The organism is Dickeya sp. MK7, assembly GCF_000406305.1.
Classification (GTDB): domain Bacteria; phylum Pseudomonadota; class Gammaproteobacteria; order Enterobacterales; family Enterobacteriaceae; genus Dickeya; species Dickeya fangzhongdai.
On the sequence record NZ_CM001984.1, the window covers coordinates 1,050,220 to 1,063,721 of the forward strand.

At 55.3% G+C, this 13,502-nt stretch carries 13 protein-coding genes; all 13 read left to right on the forward strand.

Features of this window, described 5'->3' with window-relative positions; genetic code table 11:
* Positions 1-71: 71 nt before the first annotated feature.
* Entirely contained in the window at positions 72-803 is a 732-nt protein-coding gene (gene pyrH / locus DXXMK7_RS04755) for a UMP kinase (RefSeq protein WP_013316752.1), read from the forward strand.
* A gap of 266 nt (positions 804-1,069) precedes the next feature.
* Positions 1,070-1,627 (forward strand): ribosome recycling factor, encoded by a 558-nt coding sequence (gene frr, locus DXXMK7_RS04765; RefSeq protein WP_024104878.1) that lies wholly within the window; start codon positions 1,070-1,072, stop codon positions 1,625-1,627.
* A 199-nt stretch (positions 1,628-1,826) separates the two neighbouring features.
* Entirely contained in the window at positions 1,827-3,020 is a 1,194-nt protein-coding gene (gene ispC / locus DXXMK7_RS04770) for a 1-deoxy-D-xylulose-5-phosphate reductoisomerase (RefSeq protein ID WP_038918083.1), read from the forward strand.
* A gap of 181 nt (positions 3,021-3,201) precedes the next feature.
* Entirely contained in the window at positions 3,202-3,963 is a 762-nt protein-coding gene (ispU, locus tag DXXMK7_RS04775) for a (2E,6E)-farnesyl-diphosphate-specific ditrans,polycis-undecaprenyl-diphosphate synthase (protein ID WP_038918085.1), read from the forward strand.
* A 9-nt stretch (positions 3,964-3,972) separates the two neighbouring features.
* Complete coding sequence (gene cdsA / locus DXXMK7_RS04780) at positions 3,973-4,830, forward strand: phosphatidate cytidylyltransferase (protein WP_038918086.1); 858 nt, start codon at positions 3,973-3,975, stop codon at positions 4,828-4,830.
* A 21-nt stretch (positions 4,831-4,851) separates the two neighbouring features.
* Positions 4,852-6,207, forward strand: a complete 1,356-nt coding sequence (gene rseP, locus DXXMK7_RS04785) for a sigma E protease regulator RseP (RefSeq protein ID WP_038918087.1) — start codon at positions 4,852-4,854, stop codon at positions 6,205-6,207.
* 34 nt (positions 6,208-6,241) lie between these two features.
* Positions 6,242-8,659 carry an outer membrane protein assembly factor BamA gene (gene bamA / locus DXXMK7_RS04790; RefSeq protein ID WP_038918088.1) on the forward strand — a complete coding sequence of 806 codons (2,418 nt, stop codon included), beginning with the start codon at positions 6,242-6,244 and terminating at the stop codon, positions 8,657-8,659.
* 139 nt (positions 8,660-8,798) lie between these two features.
* On the forward strand, positions 8,799-9,296 hold the full coding sequence (gene skp, locus DXXMK7_RS04795) for a molecular chaperone Skp (protein WP_024104884.1): 498 nt from the start codon (positions 8,799-8,801) through the stop codon (positions 9,294-9,296).
* A gap of 3 nt (positions 9,297-9,299) precedes the next feature.
* Positions 9,300-10,322 carry a UDP-3-O-(3-hydroxymyristoyl)glucosamine N-acyltransferase gene (gene lpxD, locus DXXMK7_RS04800; RefSeq protein WP_038918089.1) on the forward strand — a complete coding sequence of 341 codons (1,023 nt, stop codon included), beginning with the start codon at positions 9,300-9,302 and terminating at the stop codon, positions 10,320-10,322.
* A gap of 149 nt (positions 10,323-10,471) precedes the next feature.
* Positions 10,472-10,927, forward strand: a complete 456-nt coding sequence (gene fabZ / locus DXXMK7_RS04805) for a 3-hydroxyacyl-ACP dehydratase FabZ (RefSeq protein WP_013316761.1) — start codon at positions 10,472-10,474, stop codon at positions 10,925-10,927.
* 3 nt (positions 10,928-10,930) lie between these two features.
* Positions 10,931-11,719, forward strand: a complete 789-nt coding sequence (gene lpxA, locus DXXMK7_RS04810; protein ID WP_038661490.1) for an acyl-ACP--UDP-N-acetylglucosamine O-acyltransferase — start codon at positions 10,931-10,933, stop codon at positions 11,717-11,719.
* 3 nt (positions 11,720-11,722) lie between these two features.
* A complete protein-coding gene (lpxB, locus tag DXXMK7_RS04815) occupies positions 11,723-12,871 on the forward strand; it encodes a lipid-A-disaccharide synthase (RefSeq protein WP_038918090.1) in 1,149 nt (382 codons plus the stop codon).
* Complete coding sequence (gene rnhB / locus DXXMK7_RS04820; protein ID WP_038918091.1) at positions 12,868-13,464, forward strand: ribonuclease HII; 597 nt, start codon at positions 12,868-12,870, stop codon at positions 13,462-13,464. The genes lpxB and rnhB overlap by 4 nt, the downstream gene beginning before the upstream one ends.
* Positions 13,465-13,502: the final 38 nt, after the last annotated feature.

Consider the following 13,502-nt stretch of genomic DNA (forward strand, 5'->3'; position numbering starts at 1 on the left):
CTATCGATGGTGTGCCGGGTGTGGCAGTAATAACCCCCAGTACGATGACAGCCTGTTAGGACAAGAACACCATGGCAACCAACGCAAAACCCGTATATCAACGTATCCTGCTGAAGCTGAGTGGCGAAGCGCTGCAGGGAGCTGAAGGTTTCGGTATCGATGCGAGCATCCTCGATCGCATGGCCCAGGAAGTGAAGGAACTGGTTGAGTTGGGCATTCAGGTCGGTGTAGTGATCGGCGGCGGCAACCTGTTCCGCGGCGCTGGTCTGGCCAAAGCAGGCATGAACCGTGTGGTGGGTGATCATATGGGGATGTTGGCTACCGTCATGAACGGTCTGGCGATGCGTGATTCGCTGCATCGTGCTTATGTCAACGCCCGCCTGATGTCGGCCATTCCGCTCAATGGCGTGTGCGATAACTACAGCTGGGCTGAAGCCATCAGCCTGCTGCGCAACAACCGCGTGGTGATTTTCTCCGCCGGTACCGGCAACCCCTTCTTCACCACCGACTCCGCTGCTTGCCTGCGCGGGATTGAAATCGAAGCTGATGTCGTACTGAAAGCCACCAAAGTGGATGGCGTATTTTCGGCTGACCCGGTTAAAGATCCCAATGCGACGCTCTACGAATCGTTGAGCTATCAGGAAGTGCTGGAGCGCGAACTTAAAGTGATGGATCTGGCGGCCTTTACGCTGGCGCGTGACCACAACCTGCCGATCCGGGTGTTCAATATGAATAAGCCGGGGGCACTGCGTCGCGTCGTCATGGGCGAAAAAGAAGGGACGTTGATCAGTAATAACGGCTGACGTCTAATTTAAGGTAATATCTTGTTTTGGTGATATACCCAAATAATTCGAGTTGCAGGAAGGCGGCAAGAGAGAGAATCCCGATGAGCTTACTCAGGTAAGTGATTCGGGTGAACGAACGCAGCCAACACACCTGCAACTTGAAATATGACGGGTATACAAGATTGCGCCATACATCGCCAGCCTGCCGCTGGTAATCAATGATTCGCTGGGTCATGCAAGCCGCGCGTGACCTGACTGGCAACCAGTTTTCAAGGGTTCACAACGTGATTAATGAAATCAGAAAAGACGCTGAAACGCGCATGGACAAATGCGTAGAAGCTTTCAAGAACCAGATCAGCAAAGTGCGTACTGGCCGCGCGTCCCCCAGTCTTCTGGACGGCATTCATGTGGAATATTACGGTAGCGCAACCCCGTTACGCCAGTTAGCCAACATCGTGGTGGAAGACACGCGTACGCTGGCCGTCACCGTATTTGACCGGACGTTGGGCCCGGCGGTGGAAAAAGCCATCATGGCATCCGATCTGGGTCTTAACCCGATGTCCGCCGGTACGGTTATCCGCGTTCCGCTGCCGCCGCTGACGGAAGAACGTCGTAAAGACCTGATCAAGGTGGTGCGCGGCGAAGCCGAGCAGAGCCGAGTGGCGGTACGTAACGTTCGCCGTGATGCCAACGACAAGCTGAAGGCGCAACTGAAAGATAAGACCATCAGCGAAGATGATGAACGCCGTTCTCAGGACGACGTTCAGAAGCTCACTGACAGCTTTATCAAGAAGATCGATGCCGTTCTGGCCGAGAAAGAAAAAGAACTGATGGATTTCTAATCCGTCAGTCAGGCACAGCGCCGCGGCAGGTGCAGGGTCAGGCCCGCGCCTCCTGCGGCGTTTTGTTTTTCAGCTTTTGGATGCGGGATGTTTTGCGTAACGCCGCGCATTTTCACGCCAGCCTTATCGACAGGCCGGCGCTGACGTTACAGACTGGCACCACGCCTGTTATCAAACCCAGTTTTATCAGGTCATATTCATGAAGCAACTGACAATCCTCGGTTCCACCGGTTCTATTGGCGTCAGTTCCCTGGCCGTGGTCAGGGCCAATCCAGACAAATTTTCGATAACGGCACTGGTTGCCGGACGCAATGTTTCCCTGATGGCGGAACAGTGCCTGGAGTTTTGCCCGGCATACGCCTCAATGGCAGACGAAGACGCTGCGCGTGAACTCCGCATCCGCTTAAACGAAGCCGGGAGTCGGACAACCGTGCTGTCAGGCGAGAAGGCTGCCTGTGAGCTGGCGGCGCTGGACGAGGTCGATCAGGTGATGGCGGCGATTGTTGGCGCAGCCGGTTTGTTGCCGGCATTGTCGGCGATTCGCGCCGGCAAGCAGGTGCTGCTGGCCAATAAAGAATCTCTGGTGACCTGCGGCCGTCTGTTTATGGACGAGGTTTCGAAGAACGGGGCGCAACTGTTGCCGGTTGATAGTGAACACAGCGCCATTTTTCAGAGTTTACCTGAGCCAATCCAACGGCAACTGGGATATGCTTCCCTGAAGCAATACGGGGTTGAGCGGGTTGTGCTGACCGGTTCAGGTGGGCCATTCCGCGAGATTCCGTTTGCCGCATTGGATTGCGTCACCCCTGATCAGGCGTGCGCCCATCCAAACTGGTCTATGGGGCGAAAAATTTCGGTGGATTCCGCCACCATGATGAATAAGGGACTGGAATATATCGAGGCGCGCTGGCTGTTTAACGCCTCGGAAGCACAGATGGAAGTGGTTATCCATCCCCAATCAGTCATCCATTCCATGGTGCGTTACCGGGATGGCAGTGTGATGGCTCAGTTGGGAACGCCCGATATGCGAACCCCCATAGCCTATGCGATGGCCTACCCCGATCGCGTTTTTTCCGGCGCGCCGGCGCTTGATTTCTGCCAGTTAGGGGCTTTGACCTTCTCTGCGCCGGATTTCCAGCGGTACCCTTGTCTGCGTCTGGCGATCGACGCATGCAATCAGGGGCAAGCCGCTACGACGGCACTCAATGCGGCAAATGAAATTGCGGTTGCGGCATTTTTACAATCCGGTATTCGTTTTACCGATATCGCCGCAGTCAATCAGAGCGTGATGGAACAGTTGACATTACCTGAACCGCAAAGCGTTGATGATGTATTGTCTATCGATACCTGGGCAAGACAAGCCGCAGAAAATGTATTGCGGCGTTATCAGTAACCTTACGCTGGTGTGTTTGTTCACATGCGCCTGAAATGGTATAGTCTGCGCCGCTTGATGCAGGTGGTTATTAATAAAAGCCACGGTGATGGAAAGCTGTGTGTTCACAGCTTTTTTTATGCTGTCAGGTTTGGCGCGACTGGAATAATCATTTTCTTGCTCGAGGAAATCAATACACGCTATGCCCTCCGAAAATCAACAAGGTAGTCAGAAGTTGTTACCTAACGGTCCGCGCCATGTAGCGATAATCATGGATGGCAATGGCCGCTGGGCTAAACAGAGGGGAAAGCTGCGGATCTTCGGTCATCAGGCGGGAGTGAAGTCAGTACGCCGTGCGATCAGTTATGCGGTCGGCCAGAACCTTGAAGCACTGACGCTGTATGCGTTCAGCAGCGAAAACTGGAATCGTCCGGCGCAGGAGGTTTCTGCGCTGATGGAACTGTTTGTGCGCGTGCTGGATAGCGAAGTCAAGAATTTGCACAAGCACAATGTCCGTCTGAGAGTCATCGGTGATATCAGTCGCTTCAGTAGTCGATTGCAGGGACTTATTCGCCGCTCAGAGGCCGTGACGGAAAATAATACTGGTCTCACCCTGAATATTGCCGCGAATTATGGCGGGCGTTGGGATATTATCCACGGGGTCAGAAAAATCGCCGAACAGGTTCAGGAAGGGTTGCTGCGTCCTGATACCATTGACGAGTCGACTCTGAGTCGCTACATGTGCTTGAACGATCTGGCTCCGGTTGATCTGCTAATAAGAACCAGTGGAGAACATCGCATCAGCAATTTCCTGCTGTGGCAGATTGCGTATGCAGAACTCTATTTTACCGATGTTCTCTGGCCGGATTTTGACGAACAAACCTTTGAAGGTGCCATTCATGCCTTTGCTCAACGTGAGCGTCGCTTTGGGGGAACCACACCTGACGATGCGGGTGCATCGTAGGGGGTATTTTTGCTGAAGTATCGCCTGATTACTGCGCTGGTTCTTATTCCTTTGGTTATTGCGGCGCTTTTTTTCCTGCCGCCGTTGGTTTTCTCTCTGGTAACGCTGGCTGTCTGTATGCTGGCCGCCTGGGAGTGGGGTCAACTGGCTGGTCTGGTTTCTTACACACAGCGAATCTGGCTTTCCATCGCCTGCGGTTTCGTGCTGGCGGCGATGCTGCTGACTCTGCCTGATTATCATTATTCCGTTGCGCTTGTACCGGTTTGCCTTTCGCTATGGCTCTCCCTTGCCTGGTGGGGCGTGGCGTTGCTGATGGTCCTGTTTTATCCGTCTTCCGCTGCGGTGTGGCGTCATTCCCGCGTACTGCGTCTGTGTTTCGGCCTGTTGACCATTGTGCCTTTTTTCTGGGGGATGGTGGCGCTGCGCCAGTTCGAATATGAAACCAACCCTTTTAGCGGCGCCTGGTGGTTGCTGTATGTGATGGTGCTGGTTTGGGGCGCCGATAGCGGCGCCTACCTGTTTGGCAAACTGTTCGGCCGGCATAAGCTGGCGCCGAAAGTCTCGCCGGGAAAAACCTGGGAGGGATTTATCGGCGGGCTGGCAACGTCGGCGGTGATTGCGTTACTGTTTAGCCACTATGCGCCATTGTCTGTTTCTACCTTTACCTTGCTGGTTTGCTCCGTAGTAGCGACGCTGGCTTCGGTATTGGGCGATCTGACTGAGAGCATGTTCAAGCGTGAGGCCGGCATCAAGGACAGCAGTCATCTGATTCCGGGTCACGGTGGGGTACTGGATCGTATTGACAGCCTGACCGCAGCCATTCCGGTATTTGCCTGCCTGATGCTGCTGCTGTTCAAGGCCGTTTAGGAATACAGGTAGAGTCTGTTTATGCTGAATATTCTCTGGAGCCTGGCCGCATTTATCGTCGCACTCGGTGTGCTGATCACTGTGCACGAATTTGGGCATTTCTGGGTTGCCCGCCGTTGCGGCGTTCGCGTCGAACGTTTCTCCATCGGTTTCGGCAAGGCGCTGTGGCGTCGCCGTGATCGTCAGGGAACCGAGTATGTGATCGCGCTGATTCCGTTGGGCGGCTATGTGAAAATGCTGGATGGCCGGGTTGATGAGGTGCCTGCGGGGCTTGAGCATCAGGCATTCAATCATAAGACCGTCTGGCAACGGGCGGCGATTGTCAGCGCCGGACCGATCGCGAACTTCATTTTCGCCGTTATCGCCTATTGGTTGGTGTTCATTATTGGCGTGCCGGGCGTCCGCCCGGTGGTTGGCGAGGTTTTACCCGGTTCGATTGCCGCACAGGCCCAAATTTCGCCGGGGATGGAACTAAAGTCGATTGATGGCATCGAAACGCCTGACTGGGATAGCGCGCGTTTGGCCCTGATTGGCAAGATTGGCGAACCTGATGTGGTGATTGAAACCGCGCCGCTGGGCGTCGCCAGAACCGAGAGTAAGCGGCTTGAACTGCAAGACTGGCATTTCGATCCGGAAAGGCAAGATCCGGCGGTATCGCTGGGGATTGTGCCCAAAGGACCGCAGGTCGAAGCGGTACTGACGCAGGTTCAGCCGCGTTCCGCGGCTGAAAAAGCGGGTTTGCAAGTCGGGGACAGGATCGTTAAAGTCGATGGTCAGCTGTTGGCTCGTTGGCAGCAGTTTGTCATTGCCGTGCGTGATAACCCAGGCAAACCGATTACGCTGGAGGTGGAAAGAGGCGGTGACTCGCTGTCCGTTGCTCTGACGCCTGATAGCAAAACGGTGGGGAAGAACCGGCTGGAAGGGTTTGCCGGTGTAGTGCCGAAAGTCACCCCTTTGCCTGATGAGTACAAGACCGTGCGCCAGTATGGGCCGTTCAGCGCCATCTATGAAGCCGGGAATAAAACCTGGCTGTTGATGAAACTGACAGTCAGTATGCTGGGTAAGCTGATTACCGGTGACGTGAAGCTGAATAATCTGAGCGGCCCGATCTCCATCGCGCAGGGAGCAGGCATGTCAGCAGACTACGGATTGGTGTATTACCTGATGTTTTTGGCGTTGATCAGCGTCAACCTGGGGATTATCAATCTGTTCCCGCTGCCAGTACTGGATGGTGGTCATCTGCTCTTTCTGGCGATTGAAAAGCTGAAGGGCGGACCGGTTTCCGAGCGTGTGCAGGACGTTAGCTATCGCATTGGCACGGTGTTGCTGATGATGTTAATGGGACTCGCACTTTTCAATGATTTCTCCCGCCTTTAGGTGTGGAACAGGTTAGGAAAAACGCATAACAACGATGGCGATGAAAAAGTTGCTCATAGCGTCGCTGCTGTTTAGCAGCGCCACCGTATACGGTGCAGACGGGTTCGTAGTGAAAGATATTCATTTCGAGGGCCTGCAGCGGGTTGCCGTCGGTGCGGCATTGCTCAGCATGCCTGTCCGGGTGGGAGATTCCGTCACTGACGAGGATATCGGTAACACCATTCGGGCTTTGTTTGCGACCGGAAACTTCGAAGATGTCCGTGTCCTGCGCGATGGGGATTCACTGCTGATTCAGGTCAAGGAGCGTCCGACGATTGCCAGCCTGACCTTCTCCGGCAACAAGGCGGTGAAAGAGGAGATGCTCAAAGAGAATCTTGAGGCCTCCGGTGTTCGCGTCGGTGAGGCGCTGGACCGCACCACCTTGTCCAACATCGAAAAAGGACTGGAAGATTTCTACTACAGCGTAGGTAAATACAGCGCCACGGTGAAAGCCGTCGTGACGCCGCTGCCCCGCAATCGCGTCGACCTCAAACTGGTGTTTACCGAAGGGGTATCCGCCAAGATCCAGCAAATCAACATCGTCGGCAACAAGTCCTTCAGCTCTGATGAATTGATTTCCCGCTTCCAGTTACGTGACGAAGTGCCGTGGTGGAACGTGGTCGGTGATCGCAAATACGAGAAGCAGAAACTTTCCGGCGACCTGGAAACCCTGCGCAGTTTTTATCTCGACCGCGGTTATGCGCGCTTCAATATCGATTCCACCCAGGTCAGCCTGACGCCTGACAAGAAAGGCATCTACATCACCGTCAACATCACCGAAGGCGATCAGTACAAGCTCTCCGGCGTGGTGGTGCGCGGTAATCTGGTTGGTCATGCCACCGAAATCGAAGATTTGACCCGCGTCCAGCCGGGCGAGCTGTATAACGGCACCAAAGTGACCCGGATGGAAGAGGACATCAAAAAACTGCTGGGACGTTATGGCTATGCCTATCCCCGCGTGGTGACCCAGCCGGAAATCAACGATAGCGACAAGACCGTGCGCCTGAACATCAACGTGGATGCCGGCAACCGCTTCACCGTACGCCGCATTCGCTTTGACGGCAACGATGTTTCCAAAGACTCCGTACTGCGCCGCGAAATGCGTCAGATGGAAGGCGGCTGGCTCGGCAACGATCTGGTGCAGCAGGGTAAAGAACGACTGAACCGCCTTGGCTATTTCGAAAGTGTGGATGTTGAGACCCAGCGCGTACCGGGAACGCCTGATCAGGTAGACGTGGTGTACAAGGTCAAGGAGCGTAACACCGGTAGCCTTAACTTCGGTGTCGGTTTCGGTACTGAAAGCGGCATCAGCTTCCAGGCTGGCGTCCAGCAGGACAACTGGCTGGGGACCGGTAACTCGGTTGGCATCAGCGGTACCCGCAACGACTACCAGACCTATGTCGAACTGTCGATGACCGATCCATACTTCACGGTGGATGGCGTCAGCCTCGGCGGCCGTATTTTCTACAACAACTTTAAAGCGTTGGATGCGGACCTGTCCGACTACACCAACCAAAGTTACGGTGCGGGCACGACGCTGGGCTTCCCGATCAACGAAAACAACTCGTTGCGCGTCGGCCTTGATTATGTACACAACTCCCTGTCGGACATGAAGCCGCAGGTGGCGATGTGGCGTTATCTGAACAAAGCCGGCGTGGATCCGGATCCACGTACCACGTCGAGCGCCAGTTTCGATGCCAACGACTTCTTCCTGACGTCTGGCTGGACCTACAATAACCTTGACCGCGGTTACTTCCCGACAGCGGGCAACCGCGCCAACCTGAACGCCAAGGTGACCGTGCCGGGTTCGGACAACGAATACTATAAACTGACCTTCGATTCGGCGAGTTACTTCCCGCTCAGCGAAAACCACAACTGGGTGCTGATGGCGAGAACCAAAGCCGGTTATGCCGATGGTCTGAGTGGTAAGGAAGTGCCGTTCTACGACAACTTCTTTGCGGGCGGCTCTAGTTCGGTGCGTGGTTTCCGCTCCAATACCATCGGTCCGAAAGCGGCCTACTACACCGGGTGCGGTTCAGAGAGCGTGTCGTCTTGCAGCATCGACTCCACTAAAATGAGAGATGCGGTGGGCGGTAACGCAATGGCGGTCGCCAGTGCGGAACTGATCGTGCCGACGCCGTTCATTAGCGACAAGTACTCCAGTTCTATCCGTACATCTTTCTTCGTCGATGCCGGTACTGTGTGGGATACTCACTGGGAAAACACCGCTCAGACGCTGGCGGCCGGCGTGCCGGATTACAGTACGCCTGGTAATATTCGTATGTCTTCAGGTCTTGCTGTGCAATGGATGTCGCCGCTGGGGCCGCTGGTGTTCTCGTATGCCCAGCCGTTTAAGAAATACGATGGGGATCGCTCCGAGCAGTTCCAGTTTAACATCGGTAAGACCTGGTAAGCAGAACTGCCTGGTGTTCGAGGTTGAAAGGAAGATGTACCGGCATCCGGCGGCGGCTTGAGTGTACAGCTTGGCCGCCGATGTCGCGATTACGATAAGCGCGATCAGCGCAGAAATACTTAGGGTGAGGAGTTTCAAAGTGAAAAAGTGGTTGTATGCCGCAGGTTTAGGTTTAACGCTGGCTGTATCTGCCGGCGCCCAGGCTGCCGACAAGATTGCGATTGTCAATGTTTCCAGCATCTTCCAACAGCTGCCGCAGCGTGAAGCAGTGGGCAAACAGCTGGAGAACGAGTTCAAAGGCCGCGCCTCTGAGCTGCAGTCTATGGAACGTGCTCTGCAGGAAAAAATGCAGAAACTGCAGCGTGATGGTTCTACCATGAAAGCCAGCGAACGCTCCAAAATGGAAAGCGACGTGATGGCCCAGCGCGAGCAATTCTCCAGCAAAGCTCAGGCGTTCGATCAGGACAACCGTCGTCGTCAGATGGAAGAGCGCAACAAGATCCTGAGCCGTATTCAGGACGCGGTCAAAGCGGTTGCCACTAAGCAGGGCTATGATGTGGTTATCGACGCTAACGCGGTTGCCTATGCTGACAACGCGAAAGACATTACTGCAGATGTGCTGAAACAGGTTAAATAATTCATGTTTTCAATTCGACTGGACGCCTTGGCTCAACAGTTGGATGCACAATTACACGGTGATGGCGATATCGTCATCACCGCTGTTGCTTCTATGCATTCAGCGCAGGCAGGACAGATTACGTTTTTATCCGATAGCCGCTATCGCGAGCAACTGAGCAGCACTCAGGCTTCCGCCGTGGTGCTGACAGAGGCCGATTTGCCGTTTTGCGACAAGGCCGCTCTGGTAGTAAAGAATCCTTATTTGGCCTATGCGCGTATGGCGCAGTTGATGGATACAACGCCGGCGCCTGCACAGGGGATCGCACCTTCCGCGGTGATTGCTCCTGATGCGCGTTTAGGAGATGGGGTTTCGGTGGGCGCGAATGCTGTTATCGAATCCGGCGTGGAACTGGGTAATGGCGCGATCGTTGGCGCGGGCTGCTTTATCGGCAAGAATGCCCGTATCGGGGCTGGAACCCGGTTATGGGCCAATGTCACGATTTACCATAACGTCGTATTGGGCGAACAGTGCCTGATTCAGTCCGGTGCGGTAATCGGTTCGGATGGATTTGGTTACGCTAATGATCGCGGTAACTGGATCAAAATTCCCCAGCTGGGAACGGTCATCATCGGCGATCGTGTCGAGATTGGCGCCAGTACCACCATCGATCGCGGCGCGCTGGACGATACCATTATTGGTAACGGTGTCATCATTGATAACCAATGTCAGATTGCACACAACGTTGTGATTGGGGACAATACCGCGGTTGCTGGCGGGGTAATCATGGCGGGCAGTCTGAAGATTGGCCGGTACTGCATGATTGGTGGCGCCAGCGTGATCAATGGTCACATGGAGATTTGCGACAAGGTTACAGTCACAGGGATGGGGATGGTCATGCGGCCTATCACTGAGCCGGGCGTTTATTCTTCCGGTATCCCATTGCAGCCGAACAAGGTCTGGCGTAAGACTGCAGCGCTGGTGATGAATATTGACGAGATGAGCAAACGGCTCAAAGCTGTCGAGCGTAAGCTCGAAGAGCGTTAATCGCCCGTATTTGCAACCCTGCGTTTCGGACGCAAGACTGGCGCCGTGTGCGCAATTTTTATTTGCGGCCTGCATGTTGTTCCTCCCTGGTTGGGGAATGTGCAGGCCGTGTTGTTGATGCTATCGTTTTTATTGACAGGAAGAGTATTTTGAATACAGACACGCATACTCTGCATATCGAAGAGATTCTGGATCTACTACCGCACCGCTATCCGTTCTTGCTGGTGGATCGTGTACTGGATTTTGAGAAAGGAAAATTCCTGCGCGCGGTAAAAAATGTCTCTTTTAACGAGCCGTTCTTTCAGGGGCATTTCCCTGGTAAACCGATTTTTCCCGGCGTGCTGATTCTGGAAGCTATGGCTCAGGCTACCGGTATTCTGGCGTTCAAGAGCCTGGGTAAACTGGAACCGGGCGAGCTGTACTATTTCGCCGCTGTAGACGAAGCGCGTTTCAAACGTCCTGTTGCGCCGGGCGATCAGATGATTCTGGAAGTCGAGTTCCTCAAGGAACGCCGCGGTATCGCGCGATTCAAGGGCGTTGCCAAAGTTGATGGTGAAATTGCTTGTGAAGCTGAAATGATGTGCGCTCGTCGTCGGGAGGGCTGATTCGTGATTGATCAAACCGCCTTTATTCACCCCAGTTCGATTGTTGAAGACGGCGCTGTTATCGGCGCCGGTGTGCATATTGGGCCGTTCTGCCATATCGGTGCGCAGGTTGAAATCGGCGCGGGTACGGTACTGAAATCTCATGTCGTCATTAACGGTATCACCAAGATTGGTTGTGATAACGAAATCTATCAGTTTGTCACGATTGGTGAAGTCAATCAGGACCTGAAATACGCAGGCGAGCCGACTCGCGTTGAAGTGGGCGACCGTAACCGTATCCGTGAAAGCGTGACCATTCACCGTGGCACAGCGCAGGGCGGCGGGTTGACTAAAGTCGGTAATGATAACCTGCTGATGATCAATACGCATATCGCTCACGATTGCGTCATTGGCAATCGCTGTATCCTGGCGAACAACGCCACGCTGGGCGGTCATGTCTCCGTTGATGATTTCGCGATCATTGGCGGCATGACGGCGGTGCATCAGTTCTGCGTAATTGGCGCGCACGTGATGGTGGGCGGCTGCTCCGGTGTGGCGCAGGATGTCCCGCCGTATCTGATCGCGCAGGGCAACCACGCCACGCCGTTCGGCATCAACATTGAAGGGCTGAAGCGCCGTGGGTTTGAAAAAGAAACCCTGCATGCTATCCGCAACGCTTACAAGCTGATCTATCGCAGCGGCAGAACGCTGGACGAAGTGAAAGCCGATCTCGAAGCGCTGGCGGCGGAGCACCCGGCGGTACAGGCATACCTTGATTTCTTTACCCGCTCGACGCGCGGCATTATTCGCTAAGTTATGACGCCGCGTCCCCTGACTATCGGACTGGTCGCCGGAGAAACCTCCGGCGATATTCTTGGCGCAGGCCTGATCCGCGCGCTGAAAACGCACGTGCCCGATGCCCGCTTTGTCGGCGTGGCCGGGCCGCGTATGCAGGCGGAAGGTTGCGAAGCCTGGTACGAGATGGAAGAGCTGGCGGTGATGGGCGTGGTGGAGGTGCTGGGGCGCCTGCCGCGCTTACTGAAAATCCGCCGCGACCTGACGCAGCGTTTCAGCGAATTGCAGCCGGATGTGTTTGTCGGCATCGACGCCCCCGATTTCAACATTACTCTGGAAGGCCGCCTCAAGCAGAATGGCATCAAAACCATTCACTATGTCAGCCCGTCGGTGTGGGCATGGCGGCAGAATCGTGTGTTTAAAATCGGTAAAGCCACCAATCTGGTGCTGGCGTTTCTGCCGTTCGAAAAAGCGTTTTACGATCGTTTCAATGTCCCTTGCCGTTTTATCGGCCATACCATGGCGGATGCGATGCCGTTGCATCCGGACAAAGCTGCGGCCCGGCGTGCGCTGGGGCTGGCTGAGGATGCGCGTTGTCTGGCGCTACTGCCCGGCAGCCGAAGCGCCGAAGTGGAAATGCTGAGCGCCGATTTTCTGAAAACGGCGCAATTGCTGCGGCAAACCTATCCTGGGCTGGAAGTCGTGGTGCCGATGGTTAACCAACGTCGCCGCGAACAGTTTGAACAGATTAAAGCTGAGGTTGCGCCAGAGATGGATGTTCGCCTGCTGGACGGGCAGGCGCGTGAAGCGATGATCGCCAGCGACGCCACACTGCTCGCGTCCGGTACGGCCGCGCTGGAGTGCATGCTGGCGAAGAGTCCGATGGTGGTTGGATATCGGATGAAGCCGTTCACGTTCTGGCTGGCGAAACGACTGGTGAAAACGCCGTGGGTGTCGTTGCCCAATTTGCTGGCCGGGCGCGAGCTGGTCAGGGAATTGCTGCAGGATGACTGCACGCCTGACAAACTGTCGGCGGCGCTGCAGCCCTGGCTGGCTGGCGGCGAAGCGGCGCAGCAATTGCAGCAGGTCTTTTTGCACCTGCATGAGCAGATTCGATGCGACGCCGATGAGCAGGCTGCGCAGGCTGTACTGGAGCTGTGGCGGTCATGAGTGAGGTTTTTGTTTATCCCCAGGCGCATTGTATTGCCGGTGTGGATGAAGTGGGCCGCGGCCCTCTGGTGGGCGCGGTGGTTACGGCGGCGGTAATTCTGGACCCCAACCGGCCGATTGCCGGGCTGGCGGATTCCAAAACGCTTAGCGAGAAGCGCCGTGTGGCGCTGTACGACGAAATCCGTGAAAAAGCGCTGGCCTGGAGTCTTGGCCGCGCTGAACCGGAAGAGATCGATACGCTCAATATTCTGCACGCCACCATGCTGGCGATGCAGCGCGCGGTAGCCGGATTGCCCATCACGCCGGATTTTGTGCTGATCGACGGTAATCGCTGCCCATCGTTGCCGATGCCGTCGCAGGCGGTGGTCAAAGGCGACAGCCGGGTGGCGGAAATCAGCGCGGCCTCGATTCTGGCCAAAGTGACGCGAGATCGCGAAATGGAAGTGCTGGACCAGCAGTTTCCTGAGTATGGATTTGCGCAGCACAAGGGGTATCCTACGGCGTATCATCTTGAAAAGCTGGCGACGCTGGGCGCCACCCTTCATCACAGGCGCAGTTTCGCCCCGGTCAAACGGGCGCTGGGCCTGGCATAACGCAAACGCATAAAACGCATATGTGCCTGATGTTGTTC

Coding starts and splice junctions, on each gene's coding strand:
- pyrH (WP_013316752.1), top strand. CDS start 72: ATGGCAACCAACGCAAAACCCGTATATCAACGTATCCTGCTGAAGCTG.
- ispC (WP_038918083.1), top strand. CDS start 1,827: ATGAAGCAACTGACAATCCTCGGTTCCACCGGTTCTATTGGCGTCAGT.
- ispU (WP_038918085.1), top strand. CDS start 3,202: ATGCCCTCCGAAAATCAACAAGGTAGTCAGAAGTTGTTACCTAACGGT.
- rseP (WP_038918087.1), top strand. CDS start 4,852: ATGCTGAATATTCTCTGGAGCCTGGCCGCATTTATCGTCGCACTCGGT.
- bamA (WP_038918088.1), top strand. CDS start 6,242: ATGGCGATGAAAAAGTTGCTCATAGCGTCGCTGCTGTTTAGCAGCGCC.
- lpxD (WP_038918089.1), top strand. CDS start 9,300: ATGTTTTCAATTCGACTGGACGCCTTGGCTCAACAGTTGGATGCACAA.
- lpxB (WP_038918090.1), top strand. CDS start 11,723: ATGACGCCGCGTCCCCTGACTATCGGACTGGTCGCCGGAGAAACCTCC.
- rnhB (WP_038918091.1), top strand. CDS start 12,868: ATGAGTGAGGTTTTTGTTTATCCCCAGGCGCATTGTATTGCCGGTGTG.